19 protein-coding genes and 2 riboswitches are annotated in these 20731 nt (G+C 65.2%); of the genes, 7 read left to right on the forward strand and 12 right to left on the reverse strand.

Going from position 1 to position 20731, the window contains the following annotated elements:
- Positions 1-26: 26 nt before the first annotated feature.
- The 7 genes from ACX80G_RS02085 to ACX80G_RS02115 all read right to left on the reverse strand — a co-directional run bounded on the left by ACX80G_RS02085 (position 27) and on the right by ACX80G_RS02115 (position 6952).
- A complete protein-coding gene (locus tag ACX80G_RS02085; protein ID WP_459305307.1) occupies positions 27-1361 on the reverse strand; it encodes a molybdopterin molybdotransferase MoeA in 1335 nt (444 codons plus the stop codon).
- Between the two features lie 11 nt (positions 1362-1372).
- Positions 1373-2320, reverse strand: a complete 948-nt coding sequence (mobA, locus tag ACX80G_RS02090) for an NTP transferase domain-containing protein (protein ID WP_459305308.1) — start codon at positions 2318-2320, stop codon at positions 1373-1375.
- On the reverse strand, positions 2317-2817 hold the full coding sequence (locus ACX80G_RS02095) for an HNH endonuclease (protein ID WP_459305309.1): 501 nt from the start codon (positions 2815-2817) through the stop codon (positions 2317-2319). The genes mobA and ACX80G_RS02095 overlap by 4 nt, the downstream gene beginning before the upstream one ends.
- A 230-nt stretch (positions 2818-3047) precedes the next feature.
- On the reverse strand, positions 3048-3926 hold the full coding sequence (locus ACX80G_RS02100; RefSeq protein ID WP_459305310.1) for an NlpC/P60 family protein: 879 nt from the start codon (positions 3924-3926) through the stop codon (positions 3048-3050).
- A gap of 30 nt (positions 3927-3956) precedes the next feature.
- Positions 3957-4832: an NlpC/P60 family protein gene (locus tag ACX80G_RS02105; RefSeq protein WP_459305311.1), complete on the reverse strand. Its 876-nt coding sequence runs from the start codon at positions 4830-4832 to the stop codon at positions 3957-3959.
- Between the two features lie 5 nt (positions 4833-4837).
- Positions 4838-5002, reverse strand: a riboswitch (cyclic di-AMP (ydaO/yuaA leader).
- Positions 5003-5126: 124 nt separating this feature from the next.
- Positions 5127-5930 carry a M23 family metallopeptidase gene (locus ACX80G_RS02110; protein ID WP_459305312.1) on the reverse strand — a complete coding sequence of 268 codons (804 nt, stop codon included), beginning with the start codon at positions 5928-5930 and terminating at the stop codon, positions 5127-5129.
- Positions 5931-5932: 2 nt separating this feature from the next.
- Positions 5933-6106: riboswitch (cyclic di-AMP (ydaO/yuaA leader) on the reverse strand.
- Positions 6107-6244: 138 nt separating this feature from the next.
- Complete coding sequence (locus tag ACX80G_RS02115; protein WP_459305313.1) at positions 6245-6952, reverse strand: iron-dependent transcriptional repressor DtxR; 708 nt, start codon at positions 6950-6952, stop codon at positions 6245-6247.
- Positions 6953-7199: 247 nt separating this feature from the next.
- Here ACX80G_RS02115 and serC point away from each other — a divergent pair, with 247 nt between their 5' ends.
- Positions 7200-8324: a phosphoserine transaminase gene (gene serC / locus ACX80G_RS02120; RefSeq protein WP_459305314.1), complete on the forward strand. Its 1125-nt coding sequence runs from the start codon at positions 7200-7202 to the stop codon at positions 8322-8324.
- Between the two features lie 16 nt (positions 8325-8340).
- Here serC and ACX80G_RS02125 read toward each other — a convergent pair whose 3' ends face one another.
- From ACX80G_RS02125 to ACX80G_RS02135, 3 genes are read right to left on the reverse strand one after another with little or no spacing between them, the layout of a single operon-like run.
- A complete protein-coding gene (locus ACX80G_RS02125; protein ID WP_459305315.1) occupies positions 8341-9618 on the reverse strand; it encodes an MFS transporter in 1278 nt (425 codons plus the stop codon).
- A 48-nt stretch (positions 9619-9666) separates the two neighbouring features.
- Positions 9667-10158, reverse strand: coding sequence for a DUF3027 domain-containing protein (locus tag ACX80G_RS02130; RefSeq protein ID WP_459305316.1), 492 nt, complete (start codon positions 10156-10158; stop codon positions 9667-9669).
- An 8-nt stretch (positions 10159-10166) separates the two neighbouring features.
- Positions 10167-10550, reverse strand: a complete 384-nt coding sequence (locus ACX80G_RS02135) for a cold-shock protein (protein ID WP_459305317.1) — start codon at positions 10548-10550, stop codon at positions 10167-10169.
- A gap of 183 nt (positions 10551-10733) precedes the next feature.
- On the opposite strand from ACX80G_RS02135, the gene ACX80G_RS02140 reads away from it, so the two are divergent.
- From ACX80G_RS02140 to ACX80G_RS02165, 6 genes are all read left to right on the forward strand, one after another.
- Complete coding sequence (locus ACX80G_RS02140; RefSeq protein ID WP_459305318.1) at positions 10734-10997, forward strand: hypothetical protein; 264 nt, start codon at positions 10734-10736, stop codon at positions 10995-10997.
- A gap of 72 nt (positions 10998-11069) precedes the next feature.
- Positions 11070-13550 carry a helicase-associated domain-containing protein gene (locus ACX80G_RS02145; protein ID WP_459305319.1) on the forward strand — a complete coding sequence of 827 codons (2481 nt, stop codon included), beginning with the start codon at positions 11070-11072 and terminating at the stop codon, positions 13548-13550.
- On the forward strand, positions 13543-15186 hold the full coding sequence (locus ACX80G_RS02150) for a DNA repair helicase XPB (protein WP_459305320.1): 1644 nt from the start codon (positions 13543-13545) through the stop codon (positions 15184-15186). The genes ACX80G_RS02145 and ACX80G_RS02150 overlap by 8 nt, the downstream gene beginning before the upstream one ends.
- A gap of 63 nt (positions 15187-15249) precedes the next feature.
- Positions 15250-15960, forward strand: coding sequence for a response regulator transcription factor (locus tag ACX80G_RS02155; protein ID WP_019483824.1), 711 nt, complete (start codon positions 15250-15252; stop codon positions 15958-15960).
- A gap of 7 nt (positions 15961-15967) precedes the next feature.
- Positions 15968-17428, forward strand: coding sequence for a sensor histidine kinase (locus tag ACX80G_RS02160; RefSeq protein WP_459305321.1), 1461 nt, complete (start codon positions 15968-15970; stop codon positions 17426-17428).
- A 91-nt stretch (positions 17429-17519) separates the two neighbouring features.
- A complete protein-coding gene (locus tag ACX80G_RS02165; RefSeq protein WP_459305322.1) occupies positions 17520-17813 on the forward strand; it encodes a WXG100 family type VII secretion target in 294 nt (97 codons plus the stop codon).
- 184 nt (positions 17814-17997) lie between these two features.
- On the opposite strand, the gene groL is transcribed toward ACX80G_RS02165, so the two are convergent.
- The gene (gene groL / locus ACX80G_RS02170; RefSeq protein ID WP_459305323.1) at positions 17998-19635 is read right to left on the reverse strand and encodes a chaperonin GroEL; all 1638 of its coding nucleotides are present in this window, start codon (positions 19633-19635) and stop codon (positions 17998-18000) included.
- A gap of 189 nt (positions 19636-19824) precedes the next feature.
- On the reverse strand, positions 19825-20670 hold the full coding sequence (locus ACX80G_RS02175; protein ID WP_459305324.1) for a GNAT family N-acetyltransferase: 846 nt from the start codon (positions 20668-20670) through the stop codon (positions 19825-19827).
- Positions 20671-20731: the final 61 nt, after the last annotated feature.

Raw genomic sequence — 20731 nt, forward strand, 5'->3', positions numbered from 1 at the left:
ACCAAAGCCGTGTTCGCGACCCAGTGCTACCTGATCCAGGGAAGCATCAGGGCTTGTAGGCGGTCTCCGGCTACACATCCCTGGGCTGGCACCACCATCACTCCGCTCGCGGCGGCAAGGCCGCGGAGCATACCCGAACGCTGATGTGTTGCGGCAACAGCCCTGCCGGATTCCAGTCGGTACGGCACCAACCGGCTCCGCCCAGGGAGCTCATCGAAATCTTCCCCCACCGTCGTTTCCTCGGTCTCGGGGAACGGAGCGCCGCGCAATCCCGCCAGCAAGGGCCCGACGACGGTGAACATGGCCATCATCGCTGCCAGCGGGTTGCCCGGCAGTCCAACCAGGAACCGCCCATCCGGGAGCCTGGCAAGGAGCGTGGGGTGTCCGGGACGCATGGCCACGCCGTCAATGATGAACTCAGCCTCAAGTGTTTCCAACGCACGCCGGATGTGATCAGCCGACGAACCGCCTGTTCCGCCCGTGGTGATCAGGACATCCCCGGAAGCCCGGGCCAGGGATAGCTCGTCCATGGCCTCAGCACTGATGGCGGCGACGACGTCGTCGAGGTCGTCCTTGGCACGGCCGGACGTGTCGACATGCCCACCCATCATCTGAACCAGGCCGGGGAGTTGCGGCCCGAACGTGTCACGGACCTGCCCAGGCTCGGGCAGACCCGCCTCGATCACCTCGTCCCCCGTGAGCAGCAGTGATACGCGGGGGGCGCGCAGCACTGGAAGCGTGTCGTAACCGGAGACCGCGGCAAGCGCGATCTGCGCTGGGTTTAAGGTCACGTTCGCCGGGATGGTTTCGCTTCCTTCGGATGCCTCTTCACCGGCCGGGCGAATGTGTTCCTGCGGCCGCGGCTCGTCGGGGCGAGCGCTGTCGTTGCGGTCCAGGACAGCACCCCGCGCCGCGCCGTGTTCCATCCGCAGGATCCCTGTGGCTCCGTCAGGTACTACTCCCCCGGTGAGGATGAACGTTGCCTCCCCGGTGGCCAGCGGCCGGGCGCCTGAGTCGCGATGTGGTGTGGCGCGCGGCCAGGGATGCCCTTCCTTCGGGGCGGGGCTGACCAGTTGCCAGGGCGGGTTGCCGCTGACCGCCCACCCGTCCATTGCCGACGACGCGTAGTGCGGGATGGCCTGCAGCGCCCGGACCGGCTCTGCCAGCGTCTGCCCCAGGGCGTCGGAGAGGGGGACGGTCTGGTTCGCCAGAGGAGATCCCGCATCATAAGCTGCCCGGCGCGCCGCTCCCCAGCCAAGGTTCCGCCCGGTGGGGCTCGCCTCAGGGCGGCTCTCGTTGTGTGGGCTTTCGCTTTGCCCCGCGTCGTTCAGGGGCGTTTCCCCGGTCTCGGACTCGTTCATCGGGGCTTCGTTCACGAGGCGTCCGACGACGTTGACGCAGCCGCATCGCCGGTGGGGCACTGCCTACGGGCAGCCTCAATGGCCGATTCCATGGCCACACGCTCGCTCGCCTGCTGGCTGCCCACCGCAAGTCCCGCGGCGTAGCCCGCAATGAAGGTGGTCAGCGGCGCGGCGGGCCGAACAATTGAGTGCGCTGCGTCCCCGGCGAGGGACAGGATGGCATCGATGTCGATCGTGGTGCCCTCAAGCTCCAAAGCCTCGATGAGCTGGGCGCTCCATTCCTGAAGGATCTGATCCTGCTTTTTCATCGCTGCTCCTGAGGTTTCGGTCGGTGCCGTGCCTGAGACACCGAGTGATTGGGCGTCAGCCCAGGTGTCGACATCCGCTGTGCTTCCCGGCGGAACGTCAATTGTTCTCCATTGCACCCTAGCAAGGAGTGCCTTCATCGACAGATTCTGGGCTCCACCGCTGGTTTGGGCTGCCATCACGGCGGTGCGGAGGCTCCCCAGTCGGTACAGCGCAGCCAGCGGCTGGTCCCGGCCGCCGTCGTGAGCGACTACTGAGGACTCAGGACACTCTGCTGCCGCTGCCAACAGCACCGGGATGGCCTGCGCGATGCGCGGCATGTCGCAGGCGAGAACCAGCACCCACGGCGTGGTGTCCTCAAGTAAGTGGTCGACGGCGGCGGCCAGGGCTGCTGCTGGCCCACCGAAGGGAGGGGATTCGCGGATGAACTCGCAGTCCTGCGCCATCGAGCCCGCCACGGGGTCCCCCGGCAGTCCGTCGTCACGGTCGGGACCCACCACGATCGTGCGGTGTGCAGCGGCGACTGCATCACATGTGAGACTGAGGAGAGTGCGTCCTCCACGGTGCAGATGTGCCTTCGAGACACCGCCGAGGCGCGACGACCTGCCCCCGGACAGCACTACGGCGTTGAAGTCGAGGGGTGTTGAATTCAAGCGGCGGACTCCGCCCGGAGGAATGCGCTCCACTGCGGTGCTGGCTTCTCAATTTCGCGGAACTGCCACGAAGCGCCGCGCGGTGGTTGCGGGGTTATACGCAGGTGCCAGCCGAGCGAGGTGAGGGTCTTGTCACTCTTGTCATTGTTACACCGGAGGCAGCATGCCACGAGGTTCTCCCAACTGGATGCTCCGCCGCGGGAGCGTGGGAACACATGATCAATAGTTGAAGCGCTCTTCCCGCAGTAGGCGCACAGGTGGTTGTCGCGCCGCAACACTCCCCGGCGGGTCACCACCACGCTGTGGCGGTACGGGATCTTTACGTAGCGGTTCAGCAGGATAACCGAGGGGCGGCCCAGGACGTCGGTGGGTCCCACCACCGGGTCCTCCCCTTCCGCGACCACGCTCGCCTTTCCGGCCAGCACAAGGACCAGCGCCCGGCGGAAGGTCACTACCGCCAATGGCTCATACCCAGCGTTCAGAACGAGAGTGCGCATGCACATTCCTCTTTGCCGACTTCGGGCCTGCGTCCCTGTGGTCCGGGAGAGCAGGACGACAACTGACTTATTGAGAGTAAGGGTAGTTCGACGGATGCCCGGTTTGCTAATCCGGCGGCCCGGCTTAGCGCGTGTCGTCGGAAGACGACCTTGGGACAGCACGGGGATGGTACGCAGGAAGACCCGGGAATCGAAATCCCCGGGTCTTCCTGCGTACAGGGTTGTGTGCCTTAGCCGCCGACGCGGATGAAGACGGGGCCTGAGCCGAGGTCGGCTGGTGCGACGACTGTCTGGTTGCCGTTGAATCCGCCGTGTACGGCCTGTCCACCACCGATGTAGACGGCGATATGGGCCACTCCGGCGCCACCATCTGCATAGTAGATTAGGTCGCCTGGGATGGCCTCGCCAGCGCTGACGGTGCGTCCGAGCGACAGGTAACCGGCTGGCCAGCCATGAAAGTTGATGCCAGCGGCAGCGAGCGCATTGCTGACGAGGCGGGTGCAGTCCTGGGTGACCCCGAGCTGTCCCTGCGCTGCGGCGGCGATGGTGGCTGCCACCCCTGAGGAAACGGCCGGGGCTTTCTTGGCTACTGGCGCCGTCTGGGCCGGCGCGGCCTGGGCTGGCGCCGTCTGGTCCGGCGCGGCCTGCTCGACCTCTACCGCGGGTGCAACAGTTACCGGCTCAACGTCTGCGACCTCGGCGTCTGCGACCTCGGCGCCCGGAACCACGACGGGGGCTTCGTCGATCTCGACGACGGTCTCGACCTGTGCGGTGACCGCTGGTGCCTCGACGACGACTGGTGCTGCTACCGCCTTGACCGGAGTGCGGTTGAAGGCAATCTCTGCGTCGGCCGGAGCCTCGACCACGGCTGGAGCCGCCTGAATCTCCAGAGCCGAGGTGAGGGCCACCCGTTCAACTGACTCGAGCGGGAGGTCGGCGGCGTTGGCCGACACACCACCCGCCAGAACGAGGCCGGATGCTGCGACGATCACAGCTGCCTGACGGCCGACGCCACCGGCGTTTTCGGTTACTGCCTTGGCCAAGGTCGAGAAGCTGGTGTCGTGGCGCTTGTCGGCACGGTGCCGTGCAGTAGCTGCATGTGTAGTCATTGTGAAACTCTCTGGTTTGATTCTCGAGCTCTAGCGGACGCGGACAAAACTGGAGCCGGCGAGGTCGGAGAGCGGATGCAGGATGGTCGCATTGACGCCGTTCATTCCGCTACTGATGACCTGCCCATTACCGACATAGATGGCAACGTGTCCCGGGCGGATGACCAGGTCCCCCGGCTGAGGTGAACCGACCACGTCGCCGTATGCGTAGAACTGCTCGGGCCCGAGGTCCCCAACGGTTTTACCAATCGACCGCAAAGCCACTTCAACCAGAACTGTGCAATCTTGCACTGCGCCGATCTGCGAGTAGGCACTGGCCACAAGAGCCGCGCCGGCTCCATTTGCGGAAGCTTCAACGACCTCCGGCTTTGGAGCGGGGGCTGGAGGAGCTGTGACCGGTGCTGCGACTGGTGCGGGCGCGGGGGCCGTGGGCGCCGCTGCTGGCGCTTCGGCAGCGGGGGGTGCTTCCTGCACAGCGAGCGCCACAACGGCAACTGGAGCAGCAGCCTCGGCTATTGGGTCGACGACGGCCTGGGCACGGGCCCGGACGACTGGTGCAGCTTCCGCTACTGGTGCGGATTCGACTACTGGTGCAGCTTCCACCACGGCGGGCGTTGCGGTAACGGCGGTGCGCTCGAAGGTGATGTCGGCGGCGGCAGCGGCGCTAACAGCGTCGGCGGTGACCGATACGGAGTTGAGGGGGGTGGAGAGGACAACACGCTCCGACTCGCCAATACCGTGTGCTGGCAGTCCGGCGGTCAGGACGAGTCCTGACGCTGCGACAATGACGGCGGCCTGGCGACCTACTGATCCAGCATTTGACGAGACGGCGGTCGAAATGACTGTCAAGGGGCCGTTATGCGGGCGGGCGGCCCGGTGGCGGCCCGGAGAAGAGCTGGTTGACACGTTTGATTGCCTCTCCCAATTGCCTGCGGGGTGAGCTGTCGGATTCGGATGGGAGTCACCCGGTCACATGATTTCCTGCTGGAAGTACGCAACTTAACCCCAAGGATTTCTCGCGAAATCCACTAATTGGTTCCCCCGCCTCTGCCATGCGAATTGTGCGAACGGACCCCGGGCAGTGGCAGAGCTAGGCGATCTGCTCGGGAGTGCCGAACCTGTGAGATTTTGGCACGGGGTTGACGGTACAGCAGATCGAGAGCAATGTCACATTCCGGTCACGGAACGGTGTGTCCTTGGTTACAGCCAGCCCATCGGGTCGACCGTCTGTCCGTCAACCACTACTTCGAAGTGCAGGTGGCAACCGGTTGAGGCGCCGGTACTGCCGCTCTGTGCAACTACCTCGCCACGGCCAACTTTCTGCCCCTCTTTGACGCTGCTGAGGGAGAGGTGGTTGTAGGTGGATTCGAGCCCGTTGCCGTGATCAATCACCACGCGGTTCCCTCCGCCGTAGGGGTGCCACCCGGTGAAGGAGACGGTGCCGGCCGCTGCGGCGAAAACTTCGGTGCCGCAAGAGCTGCTGAAGTCCTGGCCGGAATGGAGCTCACCGCTCATGCCGGTGATCGGGCTAACCCGGTAGCCGAAGGGTGAGGTGACGACTAGATCCCTCATCGGCGCTGACAGGGAACCCCCGGCCGAGGCGGGCACCGCGGCGGATCCTGCCGCGGTCATGATCTCGCTGAGCTTGGCGTCGGCGTCGAACGTACTCTGCAGTGCGGTGCGGCCGAAATCGACCAGCGCGGCGTCAGGAACCGTGATATCGCGGGGGGCGACTGCTGCTTCGACGGTGGAGACGGTCTCGCGGGTGGCGGCAGCCACACCCTCGGCGGGACTGGATGCCGCGGTAGTGGGTAGTGCGATGGTGAGCACCAGACCCGAGGCGGCAGCGGCGATCGCGACCTTCTGGCTCATCCCGGTCAGTGAGAGGTCGTTCCGGACGCGGACGGCACGACGTCGTCGTTCAAGTCGCTGGGCGTCTCGGGGACGCGCGGCGGGTACCGCGGCGGCGGCACGGCGGCGTCCCGAAGCGTTGTGCTTCGACAAAGGGTCCCTTTCGTCTATGCCTGCGAAGTTAGCTGTCGGATTCGAGTCGGGAAAGAACTCGGCCCTGATCTGTTCCGTCGGAGCGGCAGCGGATCTGAGCTTCACCCTAAGGCGGCAGATTAGCCGCCGTTGATGGGTCCTCCGCCCCTGTCACGGGTGATGAGCATCCCGATCCGCTGACAGGGTTAGGCGTGCGGATCAGGTAACGCTGATGTATCAACGCCAGTTTTCCACTATGCGCGACCAGAAGCAAAAGAGATACGTTCGTTATCTTTTCCTGTGGATAACTTGCGGCTACACCGCGCTTTACCGCCCTAAAGTGCCGTTTCGCTGACCGAGACGAAGACGTGCGCGGCGACCTCGGGCGGTAGTTCGAGAGCTCCCTCGATCCCCTCAACCCGGACCGACACATAATCGCCGACGGTTTGCACGCTGATAACCGTTCCCGGCCGCAATCCGCCCTCATCAAGCTGCGACAGCAGCTCGGGATCCACCTGGATGGGCTCGGCCAGGCGGACGAGGGTGACCACCGATCCCAGCGGATTCGTTCCCATCACCGCCAGAAGACTGCGTACACCGGCGGTGAAGTTCTCGGTCGGCGGTCCACCGAGTGCCTCCAGCCCGGGGATGGGGTTGCCGTAGGGCGACTCGGTGGGCTTTCCCAGCAGCTCGTACAGGCGCTGTTCGACCCGTTCGCTCATCACGTGCTCCCAGCGGCATGCCTCTTCGTGAACGTACGCCCAATCGAGGCCGATCACATCGGAAAGCAGTCGTTCAGCGAGGCGGTGTTTACGCATGACACCGATGGCGCGGCGTCGGCCCAGATCAGTGAATTCAAGGTGGCGGTCGCCCGAGACCACCACCAGCCCGTCACGCTCCATCCGCCCGATGGTCTGTGAAACGGTTGGACCTGAGTGGCGGAGCCGTTCGGCGATCCGGGCGCGGAGGGCGACAATGTTCTCCTCCTCCAGTTCCAGGATGGTCCGCAGGTACATCTCAGTGGTATCGATGAGGTCCGTCATGCGGTTCAGCTCCTTGGCACTGGTGCGGGTTGGAACAGCGGGCAGGGTTCGCGGTGCGAGCGCGGCACGTAACGCCAGCGTCGAACGTGAGTTCTCCGCCTCCCAAGGTTAACCTATTTCCTGCTGACCGCGGCAACCAGCCGCCACCACGCACACCCCCGTTGCCTGGTCATAAATGCCGCGGGAGCCAGGCAGTGCGGCAGAATGAAACCCGTTCTAAGTTGCGCGCTTATCCCTTGGAGGAACCATGAGCATTTCCCCGGACCATACGATCCCCGCTGGGCTCCTCCCCGCTGACGGGCGCTTCGGCGCTGGGCCCTCGAAGGTTCGCACCGAGCAATTGGAAGCACTCGCCCAGGCCGGGCACACCCTGCTGGGCACGTCACACCGCCAGGCGCCGGTGCGTCATCTGGTTGGGTCGATCCGGGCTGGCCTGACCCAGCTGTTCAGCGCACCGGATGGCTACGAAGTGATCCTGGGCGTCGGCGGGGCGACTGCGTTCTGGGATGCAGCCTCCTTTGGCTTGATCGACAAAAAAGCCCAGCACCTGTCCTTCGGCGAATTCGGGTCGAAATTCGCCTCAGCTACTGATCGGACGCCGTTCCTTGAAGCGTCGTCGGTGATCACCTCGGCGGCGGGAACCCGGCCGACCCCGCAGGCGGAAGCCGGCGTTGACGTCTACGCCTGGCCACAAAACGAGACGTCCACTGGTGTCGCAGCCCCAGTCCACCGGGTGGACGGAGCCGCGCCGGACGCGCTGGTCCTCATCGACGCAACCTCAGCCGCGGGCGGGCTGGACGTTGATGTGAACGCCTCCGATGTCTACTACTTCGCACCGCAGAAGAACTTCGGATCCGACGGCGGACTGTGGCTGGGGATGTTCTCCCCCGCGGCGCTGGAACGCGCGGACCGGATCGCCGCGAGCGACCGGTGGATCCCCGACTTCCTGAACCTCAAGACAGCCATCGGCAATTCGCTCCTGAACCAGACCTACAACACCCCGTCGCTGGCCACCCTGGTGACCCTCAACGCCCAGGTCGAATGGCTGAACGCCAGCGGCGGGCTCGGGTTCGCCGCCGCCCGGACCGCCGAGTCAGCGGGCAGGGTCTACCAGTGGGCCGAAGCGTCCGACGTCGCAACCCCCTTCGTGACCCGCGTCGAGGACCGCTCCAATGTCATTACGACAATTGATTTCGACGAATCGGTCGATGCAGCACTGCTGGCGAAGGTGCTGCGAAACAACGGCATTGTCGACGTCGAACCGTACCGGAAGCTGGGCCGCAACCAGTTGCGCATCGCCACGTTCGTCTCGATCGAACCGGACGACGTATCAGCGCTGCTGACGTGTATTGATCACGTCGTCGGCGGCTGACCATCGTCGAAGAGCGTCATGGATCGGTGACCGGGTCCCCAAAATCGGTCACGATCCGCAGCCGGCGGCGGGGTGACCCGTCGAAGCGAAGTCGCAGGTGGTGGGCCCGCCAGGCCCAGATCATCCCGGCCAGCGCAGCGATAAGTCCCGCCGCTGCTGCGACGGCGAGGCTCCACCGCGGGCCGAAGGTGTTGGAGACCAGGCCGACGATCGGCGCGCCGAGTGGGGTGCCGCCAAGGAAGATGGCGAAGTACAGGGCCATCACCCGGCCGCGCATCACCTGTTCCGTGGTGGTCTGGACGTAGGCGTTGGCGCTGGTCAGGAGGGTGAGCGCGAATAGGCCGACAGGAACCAGGGCGAGACCGAACAGCCAGACGGTAGGTGCCAGGGCCGCCGCGGCGCAGGCGACGCCGAACGCTGCTGCCGCGCCGTAGATGAACCGCAGCCTCGGCTTGCTGCGCCGTGCGGAGAGCAGCGCCCCGGCCACTGACCCGACTGCCATCACCGAGGACAGGACCCCGAACACGCCGGCACCACTGTCGAATTCGGTGCGGGCCATCGCCGCGATAAAGACGGCGAAGTTGAGTCCGAACGTTCCCACGATGAAGATGGCGAGCATCACCATCATCAGGTCCGGCCGGTTGCGCACGTATCGGAAGCCTTCACGGATCCGGCCCTTTCCCGGCGGAGACTTTTCCAGGACCCGCAGCTCGGAGCGTCTGATAGTCATCAGCACGAAGATCATGGCGCCGAAGGTCAGGGCGTTGATCAAGAACACCCAGCCGGGGCCAACCGCTACGGTCAGCAGCCCCGCGACCGCGGGGCCAACCATCCGCGCCCCGTTGAAGGAGGCACTATTCAGTGCGACGGCGTTGGGCAGGTAGTCGTCGCGGACCAGTTCCGAGACGAAGGTCTGGCGGGCTGGCGCGTCAACGGCCGACACGAACCCGAGGGCGAGGGCGAACGCGTAGACGTGCCACAGCTCGGCAACCCCGAGCACCACCAGAAGGCCCAGCCCAACGCCGAGCGCGGCCATGGACAATTGGGTGATGATGAGCAGTTTGCGCCGATCCACCGAATCGGCAATCAGGCCGGCCCAGGGGGCGACGAGGAGCTGCGGCCCAAGCTGCAGCGCCATCACAATGCCCATGGCCGCTGCATCCTGGTCGGTGAGGATGTCATACACCAGCCAGTCCTGGGCGGTCCGTTGCATCCAGGTGCCAATATTGGAGACCAAGGCTCCGAAGAACCAGACCCGGTAATTATGGATGTGTAGCGAGCGGAACATTGCCATTAGCTGCGTGCCGCCCGTAGCGCTCCACGCCTACCGTGGGCCAACTGGCTATTCGCCTCCGGCGGCGCCGGTGGAAACCGATTCGTCCTGGGCGGAATCCTCCGGCCGCACCCGTTCCGCCCAGGGAACCCAGGGTGGTGAGAGCAGAGAGGTTTCCGACGGAAGCAGGCCCACCTCGGAGATAGTAGGTTCCTTACCGCGTGGTACCCGGGCCAGGGTAGCGAACCAGTGCCAGCCGCCATAGCCGGGTAGATGGGCTTCGAACCGGTGGGTGACCACCCGTTCGGCGTCAGGGTAGGCACCCACATGGGCGCCGAGCTGCCCGGGCTCTGCCACCTGACTGAGACCGTTCCGCGCGAACTCCACTGCGTCGGCCAGGACGGCGTCGGGCTTGGAGGGCTTCCGGGGCGCGCGGCGCTTAGCCGGAACGGCTGCGGCTTTCCCGCTGGCCTCGACGTTAGCCGAGGGGGCATCAGCTGAGGGGTCACCGGTCAATCGGTCGTCCGGCGTATGCGCAATGATTTCCAGGTCTGAGTCCACGGTGGCGCCTACGCGTCCAGGTCGTCGGCAACCGCGCGGAGGACAGCTGCCACCTTGCCGGCGTGCGACTTGTCAGGGTACCTGCCGCGTCGCAAGCCGTTGGAGACGTCATCGAGCAACTTGATCAGATCTTCGGTGATAACCGCCATGTCATCGGCGCTCTTGCGGGATGCCTTCGCTACCGACGCCGGGGCCTCAAGGATGCGGGCGGAGAGCGCCTGCTGCCCCTTGCGCCCGTCGGCGACGCCAAACTCCAGCTTGGTGCCGACCTTCACCTCGGTTACGCCGGCGGGTAGCGCCGAGGCATGCAGGAAGACCTCCTGGCCGTCGTCGGTAGCCAGGAAACCAAAGCCCTTTTCAGCGTCAAACCACTTGACCTTGCCAATAGGCACGTCATTACCTCGTTCTGTCGGTGCTGCAACGGACACCTGATACCTGCGCCGATCCTTGGATGGATCCGGTGCCATGGCTCGTGCGGCGGCCGGCGTCTCGTCGGAGAAGTCTCTAGCTCCTAAGAATATCCCCTGCGGCAGTGTGCTCGGTGAAGGGGCCGCGCTGTGTACGCTGTTAGCGTTATGGCAAATACCTCCCCACACCCTCTCCCAGACCACGGTTCCCGCGCCCCGGGGCGGAATCTCCCGCGGCTCGCCCTGATGGTGACCGCAGTGGTGCTGGCCGCCGTCGGGCTGCTGTGCCTGGCCGCTGTGCTGGTCACCGCTTTCCTGGAGGGCACTGTGTGGCCTGGCTTCGTCGCTGGCGCCTACGTATGCCTCCCTGTTGCTTTCATCCTCATGATGCTGCTGGTGATCTCCGGAATCTGGGCCCGCAAACGGGCCTAGCCGCCCCTATCCCAGGTACTTCCGGGAGAACTGCCCGGGGCCCTCGCCTGCAGACGGGGTAACGTTGTCATAATGTCCGCTATCCGCGATCTAGCCACCGATCTGGCTGCACGCAGCGACGCCCGGCTCCGTGACCTTCTCACGGCGCGCCCGGATCTCATCCTCCCGCCAGTCCCCGATTTCGCTGCGCTCTCCGCCCGCGCCTCAACCCGGGTCAGTGTGCAACGAGCCCTGGAAAATCTCAGCGAACCCGAGCTTGACGTGCTGACCGCCGTCCAGCTCTCAACCCATGCCGACACCGGGCAGAGCACCACTGCCGTCTGGCTCCGTTCGGAGATTAAGGGCGCGACGGTCAAGGTCCTCGACACGCTGCTCGCCCACCTGCACGCGCTGGCGCTGCTCCGGCGCGCGCCCGCGCCCGCTGATACTCCGGCGTCCGACCGGAACCGGCGCTTCTATCTGCCGGTAGCATCCCTCGCTGAAGCCCTGGGACCCTACCCGGCAGGTCTGGGCAGGGAGCTCACACTGCTGGTGCGGCTGCTGCCCGGCTACGCCAGACAGCTGCCCGCTGCCGTCGACCGGCTGCGCGACCTTGGTCTCGAATTGGGGGGTCCTGAGATGGGGGATCCTGAACTCCAGCCGATCAGTGCCGCCAACGCTGCTGCGCAGACCCTGCACCGGGCGGTGTCGTCCCCCGCCGGCTGGACAGCACTACTGGCGTTGGCACCGGCGAGGACCGGCGATCTTCTGAGCAAGTTCAGCGTCTCGGCTGTTGGTGCGTCCCCGGCGAGCGCCGCGGACGACACCTCTCCTATTCAATGGCTGCTCCGACATGGCCTTCTTGCCCGTCTCGATGCGGGCCACGTTGAATTGCCGCGCGCCGTGGGGCGGGCTGCCCGCGGCCATTTTATCGTTGCACAGCTGCGGTGCGATCCCCCCGCACCACCGCTTCGCACCATCCGGAACAGTATGCGGGACAACGCTGCCCACAGCGCTGTGGCGGAAACCCTGCGACTGGTCACCGACCTCGTGGCGGCCGTTGACGCCTCTCCCATCACCACCTTGCGTTCCGGCGGGGTGGGGGTCAGGGAGATCCGGCGGCTCGCCGAGTCGCTGCGGGTCGAGCCTGACCAGACGGCCTGGCTGGTGGAGCTCGGTGCTCTTGCCGGGCTGCTGGTGCTCGACGTCGACACTTCCCGCTGGCGGGTCGAGCCGGGAACACTCTGGCTGGCCCAAAGCCGGGTCGAGCAGTGGCACCGGCTGGTAACCTCGTGGCTCGACGCGCAACGCGCCCCGTCCCTGGTGGGAACCCAGTTGACTGCTGGCACCGCCGTCAACACGCTGGCCGCCGAGGCGGTCCGCCCCGACGCACCGCACATCAGGTCCCGGATGCTGGCAGCATTGGCGGCGCTCAGCCCCGACCCCGCCGGGCGGCCCGACGACGGCGCCCTTTCCCCGGTGCTGCAGGTCCCCGATGTCATCGAATGGCTCACCTGGAGCCAGCCCCGGCTACAGCGGCGCTTTGCCCGACTGGTCCCGGGCATGCTCACCGAGGCCTCGCAGCTCGGCCTGGTGGGCTCGGGTGCCCTGACCGAGCTCGGCGCCCTGACCGAGGCCGGCCAGCACGACGCCGCCGCCGCTGCCCTCAGCGACGCCCTGCCCGCTCCGCTGCGCCACTTCATGCTGCAAGCCGATCTGACCGCCGTCGCACCCGGCTATCTTGAACCTGAGGTGGCCACCGAGCTGGCGCTCCTCTCCACCCCCGAAGGGCAGGGCCCGGCCGGCATCTTCCGGTTCTCGGCCGAGTCACTGCGCCGCGCGTTCGACGCCGGCCAGGACGCTACGGCAATCCTGGCGTTTCTGGCGCGCCACTCGGCCACCGATGTCCCGCAGCCCCTGAAGTATCTCGTCGATGACACAGCGTCACGGTACGGACGGTTGCGCGTTGGCCGGGCCAACAGCTACGTCCGCAGTGACGACGACGCCGCGCTCTCAGCTCTCCTGACGGACCCCCGGGCCGCCGCACTCGGGCTGGTCCAGCTGGCACCGACGGTGGTGATCTCCCAGGCGTCCGGGCCGGAACTCGCTGCGGTGCTCCGAGAGCTGGGCTACGCCCCAGCTCTCGAAGGCTCCTCAGCGCCGTCCAGTCCTGGGCGCTCCGCCTCCGCAGGCGGCACAGGCAGCGTGACGACGTCGTCGTCGCGGGTGGTACTCAACCCGTGGACGCTGTCGGCCGAAGACATCGCCAACCAGGTGGCGGTGCTGCGCGGCGCCGGCGTCGCGGCAGCGGGCGGCATGTCCACCACGGAGAGTGACACCTTGTTGGGCCTGGAAACCCTGCGGAAGGCGATCCGGCTGCGCAGCCCGGTCCGGCTCGGGTTCGCTGACAGCCAAGGGAATTCCACCCGCCAGATCCTTGTTCCACTATCGGTATCCGGTGGCCGGGTGAGAGTCATTGACCCCGCCAACGAGGTAGAGAAGGTCGTGTCCATCCACCGGATCATGGACGTAGAACTCGTTTCACTCGATGAAGGGGCAACAACTGATGCCTGACGGCCCACTGATCGTCCAGAGCGACAAAACCATCCTCCTTGAGGTGGATCATGAACAGTCCACCGAGGCTCGGCACGCCATCGCGGCCTTCGCCGAGTTGGAACGCGCCCCCGAACACGTCCACAGCTACCGGCTGACCCCGCTGGGGCTGTGGAACGCCCGCGCGGCTGGCCTCGACGCCGAACACGTCCTCGATACCCTGCTCAAGTACTCACGCTTCCCGGTCCCCCACGCCCTGCTGGTCGACATTGAGGAGACCATGTCCCGGTACGGGCGGCTGCGCCTGGAGAAGGACGACCAGCACGGGCTGGTCCTGCGCACCAACGACTACCCGGTGCTTGAGGAGGTCCTGCACGCCAAGAAGATCCAGCCGCTGCTGGGCCCCCGGATCGACGGGGAAACCGTCGTCGTACATTCGTCCCAGCGCGGGCAGCTCAAGCAGCTGCTCCTGAAGCTGGGCTGGCCGGCCGAAGACTTCGCCGGCTACGTGGACGGCAAACCGCACCCGATCGCTCTGCTCGAGGACGGTTGGACCCTGCGCCCCTACCAGAAGCTGGCGATGGAAAACTTTTGGGCGGGCGGCTCCGGCGTGGTCGTCCTCCCCTGCGGTGCGGGCAAAACCCTGGTGGGTGCCGCGGCGATGGCCACCTCCCAGACCACCACACTGATCCTGGTGACCAACACCGTCTCCGCCCGTCAGTGGAAGGACGAACTGCTGAAGCGGACCACCCTCACCGAAGACGAGATCGGTGAGTACTCAGGTGCGGTCAAAGAAATCCGGCCGGTCACCATCGCCACCTATCAGGTGCTGACCCTGCGGCGCGGCGGGCTTTACCCACACCTTGAACTTCTGGACGCCAACGACTGGGGTCTGATCGTCTACGACGAGGTCCATCTACTGCCCGCCCCCATCTTCCGAATGACCGCCGACCTACAGGCACGACGGCGGCTGGGCCTGACCGCCACCCTGGTCCGGGAGGACGGCAGGGAGGGCGAAGTGTTCTCGCTGATCGGCCCCAAGCGCTACGACGCGCCCTGGAAGGACATTGAGGCGCAGGGCTACATTGCGCCGGCCGACTGCGTCGAGGTGCGGGTGGATCTGCCACGCGACGAGCGGGTTGCCTACGCTATGGCCGACGACGGCGACAAGTACCGGCTCTGCGCCACCTCTGAGACAAAATCCGGCGTGGTCGAGAAACTGGTCGCCTCGCACCAGGGCGAACAACTCCTGGTGATCGGCCAGTACATTGACCAGCTGGACGAGCTCGGCGAACGCCTGAACGCACCGGTCATCAAGGGCGACACCCCCGTGAAGGAACGCCAGCGTCTCTTCGGCGAGTTTCGCAATGGGGAACTTCACACCCTCGTCGTTTCGAAGGTGGCCAACTTCTCCATCGACCTACCGGAGGCGTCGGTGGCCATCCAGGTGTCCGGCTCCTTCGGGTCGCGCCAGGAGGAGGCCCAGCGGCTGGGGCGTCTGCTGCGTCCCAAGGCCGACGGCCGGGCGGCGCGCTTCTACACGGTGGTGGCGCGGGACACGATCGATCAGGACTTCGCAGCCAAACGCCAACGGTTCCTCGCGGAGCAGGGCTACGCGTACCGCATCATGGACGCCGCGGACATTCCTCAAGGCTGACATGCGGGGAGTTATCACGAACCATCCAGCGAACTCCCAGTGTCTGGGAGGATACTGGGAACTGTGAAAAAGACTGGACCCGAAGCAAAACTTCTCGTAGTGGACGACGAGCCGAATATTCGTGAGCTCCTCTCCACCTCCCTCAGGTTCGCCGGTTTCGACGTCGTCGCCGCGGCCAATGGCCGTGAGGCGCTGGCCGCTGCCGAGACCCACAACCCAGACCTGGCAGTCCTCGACGTCATGCTCCCGGATATGGACGGTTTCACCGTCACCCGCCGGCTACGTGCCGCTGGCCGGCACTTCCCCGTGGTGTTCCTGACCGCCCGCGATGACACTGACGACAAGGTCACCGGGCTCACCGTGGGCGGCGACGACTACGTCACCAAGCCGTTCAGTCTTGATGAGGTGGTGGCCAGGATCCGCGCTGTGCTCCGCCGCACCCAACCGATGGACGACGACGACGCTGTGATCCGGGTTGACGATCTTGAGCTCGACGACGACGCCCACGAGGTACGCCGGGCCGGGGAGGTCATTGACTTGTCCCCCACCGAGTTCAAGTTGCTGCGTTACCTGATGATGAACCCCAACCGGGTGCTCTCCAAGGCGCAGATCCTCGATCACGTGTGGGAGTACGACTTCAACGGTGACGCCTCGATTGTTGAGTCCTATATTTCCTACCTACGGCGCAAGATCGACAAGAATCCCGATGCTGTAGCCCTAATCCAGACCAAGAGAGGCGTTGGCTACCTGCTGCGCACCTCCGACAAGCGGTAGGCCAGGCTTGGACCTGGTCGATCGGTGGAAAGCCGCGTCGTTGCGCACCCAACTGGTCGCCACCATGACGTTGCTCATGGTGGTCACCATTGCGATTACCGGAATCGTCACCGTTTCGTTGTTACGCAACAGCCTCCTCGACCAGATGGATCGGGACATTCGCGCCAACGCATACGACGTGGCTCAGAATATTCTTCCCGCAGGTGCTTCCGATGGGACCCTGCTCAGGTTCTACGGCGAGCTGAGAAATCAGGCGGGGCAGAAGGTCAGGTCGACCCTGCCCGAAGAATCGACCGATGTGCCGGTCATTCCGGAGGTGAGCGTTGAGGCCGTGATTGAGCGGAGGCAGGTGGGCTTCTCCGTTCCCGGCAGCGCCCCGGGTAGCCCCGGCTGGCGGGTGGTCCTCATCGAGCTGACTAACGGGCAGGGAAGCGTCGCCATCGCGTCGAATCTGTCCACCATCAACGGGTCTCTTGAGGAGGCAGGGCAGATCATCTTCGTCGTCGGCCTCGGTGCCACAATCGTGGCCAGCGGTATCGCCTTCGTTGCAGTGACCCGGCAATTCAGACCCCTCGGGCGGGTGGAACGGACCGCTGCGGCGATTGCCGCCGGCGACCTGTCCCGACGGGTCGAGGTGGAGCGGCCCGCCACCGAGGTGGGGCGTCTGTCCCGCTCCGTCAACGCGATGCTCGCCCATATTGAGGCCGCCTTCTCCGCCCGCACCGAATCCGAACGCAAGATGCGCCGCTTCGTGGCCGATGCTTCCCATGAACTGCGTACCCCGCTGGTGACCATCAGGGGGTTCTCGGAGTTGTACCGGCACGGTGCCCTGCAGAACGACGACGACGTGCGGTCGGCGATGGGCCGGATCGAGAGCGAAGCCAAGCGGATGGGCGAGCTGGTCGAAGATCTACTGACCCTGGCCCGGATCGACGAACAGCGCCCGCTGAAATCCGAGCCGCTGGACCTGGTCATTCTGGGTAACGACGCCGCCCTGGACGCCCGCGCCATCGCCCCGGACCGGGCGATCACGGTGATCGGTCTCGACGGCGGGCAGGCCCGATCCGCTCCAACGGTGGGCGACGAGGCACGGCTGCGGCAGGTGGTGGCGAACCTGATGACCAATGCGCTGCGCTACACCCCTGACGGCACCCCCATCGAGATTGCCGTCGGCGTTGAGCCGGTAATCCACGACCGAATGGACTCGGTCATCGAAGTCAGGGACCACGGCCCCGGCATTTCCGAGGACGACGCGGCCCGGGTCTTCGAGCGATTCTACCGGGCCGATTCGTCGAGGTATCGGGAAACCGGGGGCACCGGCCTGGGGCTGGCGATTGTTGCCGCCCTGGTAGCCCAGCATGACGGTTCGGTCCGGCTGGAGGAGACGCCCGGTGGCGGCGCGACCCTGTCGATCCGATTGCCGTACAGCGCCCCCGAGACTGAGGACTCCCCCTCCACGGGTTCCTGAATCCGAGAGCCTTATCCACATGTGGGGGCTTCGCCTCCGTTGCCGTTCATCCTGGGCCTAGGGTCGAAGGTGTCAGCAGATGAGGAGATCCATGATGACAAACTTTCAGGTCGACACAGACGCGCTTGCAGCCAAAAGCAACGAGGTTCAGGGCACCATCGGCCGCCTGCAGTCCGAGGTGAACACCATGCAGGCCGGGCTGTTCGATATTGAGATGCTGTGGAAGGGCCAGGCTGCAGCCAACTTTCTGGAGGCAGTGAGGCAGTGGCGTGCCACCCAGGCGCGGGTCGAGGAGTCGCTCGCGGAGCTCAACCAAGCCTTGACAGTTGCCATCCAGCAGTACGCCGACGCCGAGCTGAGCAACGCCAGGATGTTCCTGTACTGAGCCACACCTGCCTTGGGCCCCCGTGCCGGGTCAAACCGGCACAGCACCGCACCTGCCCTGAGCTCGTAGTACCTTGTACCTGGGTCATAGCGTCCTTTCGCCGACCAACGCCGGAAGGACGGCACCCCGGGTGGGATACCGTCCTTCCTGAACAGCGTTGGTGAGCTACTGGACCTAACGGGGGCTAGAAGCCGCCCATTCCGCCCATTCCTCCCATGTCGTCTCCGCCGCCGCCACCGGCTGCAGCCTTTTCAGGCTTGTCAGCTACGACGGCTTCGGTGGTGAGGAACAGACCAGCGATGGAGGCCGCGTTCTGCAGGGCAGAGCGGGTCACCTTTACGGGGTCATTGACTCCGGCAGCCAGCAGGTCTTCGTAGACCCCAGTGGCTGCGTTCAGGCCGTGACCTGCAGGCAGTCCGCGGACCTTGTCGACGACCACGCCTGGCTCGAGGCCAGCGTTGAAGGCGATCTGCTTCAGCGGGGCGTCGATGGCAACGCGAACAATGTTCGCGCCGGTTGCCTCGTCGCCTTCGAGCTGCAGTGAGGCGAAAGCCTTGGCGCCAGCCTGAATGAGGGCAACGCCGCCACCGGCGACGATTCCCTCTTCGACTGCTGCCTTGGCGTTGCGGACTGCATCTTCGATGCGGTGCTTGCGCTCCTTGAGCTCAACCTCAGTTGCTGCTCCGGCCTTGATGACTGCAACGCCGCCGGCCAGCTTGGCCAGGCGTTCCTGCAGCTTCTCGCGGTCGTAGTCGGAATCGGAGTTTTCGATCTCGGCGCGGATCTGGCTGACGCGTCCGGCGATCTCCTCGGCGTTGCCTGCACCCTCGACGATGGTGGTCTCGTCCTTGGTGACAACTACCTTGCGTGCGCTTCCCAGGAGGTCAAGGGTCGCGTTCTCAAGCTTGAGACCCACTTCCTCGGCAATAACCTGGCCACCGGTGAGGATGGCGATGTCGGCCAGTTGGGCCTTGCGGCGGTCGCCGAAGCCTGGGGCCTTGACGGCTACCGACTTGAACGTGCCACGGATCTTGTTGACAACCAGGGTGGCCAACGCTTCGCCTTCGATGTCCTCGGCGATGATCAGCAGGGGCTTGCCGGACTGCATGACCTTTTCGAGAACAGCAACCAGGTCCTTGACGTTAGCGATTTTGGAGTTGACGATCAGGATGTACGGGTCTTCCAGCACGGTTTCCTGGCGCTCGGCGTCAGTAACGAAGTAACCGGAGATGTATCCCTTGTCGAACCGCATGCCCTCGGTGAGCTCAAGCTCGAGGCCGAAAGTGTTTGATTCCTCGACGGTGATGACGCCTTCTTTGCCGACCTTGTCCAGTGCTTCGGCAATCAGGGCGCCAATCTCGTTGTCGCCGGCGGAGATGGATGCCGTGGCAGCGATCTCTTCCTTGGTTTCGATTTCCTTGGCGGAGGCGAGGAGCTCACGAGTGACTGCTTCAACAGCCTTCTCGATGCCGCGCTTCAGGCTCAGGGGGTCGGCGCCGGCGGCGACGTTCCGCAGGCCTTCCTTGACCAGTGCCTGTGCAAGAACGGTGGCGGTGGTGGTACCGTCGCCGGCGACATCGTCAGTCTTCTTGGCAACTTCCTTAACCAGCTCTGCGCCGATCTTTTCAAACGGGTCGTCCAGTTCGATCTCCTTGGCGATGGATACACCATCGTTGGTGATCGTGGGGGCGCCCCACTTCTTTTCAAGGACTACGTTGCGGCCGCGTGGGCCCAGCGTTACCTTGACGGCGTCGGCGAGGATGTTGAGCCCTCGCTCAAGGCCGCGGCGTGCCTCTTCATCAAAAGAAATGATCTTGGCCATAGTGGCTTAGGTCCTTTCGGGGACAGTCCTGCTTATCAGCAAACTTTGTGCTCACCTGCTGCGGTGCCCGCGACGGACGGATAACGGCCGGACGATCTCTTTACGTCCTGCCGAGAACCTCACCACAGTGGTGTGCGTGTCACATCCAAAACCACCAACAATTAGCAGTCAGCGGCTTAGAGTGCTAACTCAATAATTAGCACTCTGACTGTCTGAGTGCAAGTGACGGCTCTCCCATTGAACACGGGTCACGCCGTAGACCACCGAGTCGTACACGGTCCCGCGCACCACCCGCGCGTCACGAAACCTGGCCTCTTCGGTCCATCCCAGCTTCGCTCCCACACCGCACATGGCGAGGTTACCGGACCAGGTGGAAAAATCCAGGCGGCGGAAGGCTGTCGCCGTGAACAGATAGTCCGCCCACAATGCGAGCGCCTCGGTACCTACTCCCCGACCCCGCATTGACGGGTCAAACACGGTCATTCCGGCCCTGGGCCAGTCGGTTTCCTTCGATTCCCAGTGCCAGGAAACAGTCCCCACCAGCAGGTTGGTCAGCCGATCGGCGATCACCAGCCGCCACCGCACCCCGGGCCATTCGTCGGTGTCCAGCTGTGAGCTGATCCGTGTCACGGCGTCGTCGGCATCCTGTTCCGTGGGCGGCGGGAAGTAGGGGCCGTTCCACCGCGGTAGGCGGAAAGATCCGTCGCATTCCAGTCGTGCAGCCGGATCTGTTGCCCTTCCAGCATGACTTGAGATCCGGCCATCGGAGACAGCCCGCACGGAGGTGAGAATGGTGGCACTCGATGCGGTGAATGGCTCGCCCGCCCAGCCGCCGTGACGGGATGCCATCGCGAATCCTGCATCAGCCAGGAACCTGTCGAGGGAATCCGCGTCCAGGAACCGCGGACGTGCGCGGTCCGCGCGAAGGGTCGTGCCGTCCGGGTTCGCGGTGGTTTCGGTTGACGTCACCACGTCGCCGTCGAGCCCCTCGACATGATGGACGATGCGCAAGGGGCGACCGGCGCCGTCGACCACGTCCTGGGCGTTGTCCGGCGTCCAGGTCTCCCACGCGCGCGACCGACCAGACGTCCCCGGT

This window comes from Arthrobacter glycogeni (genome assembly GCF_054510815.1).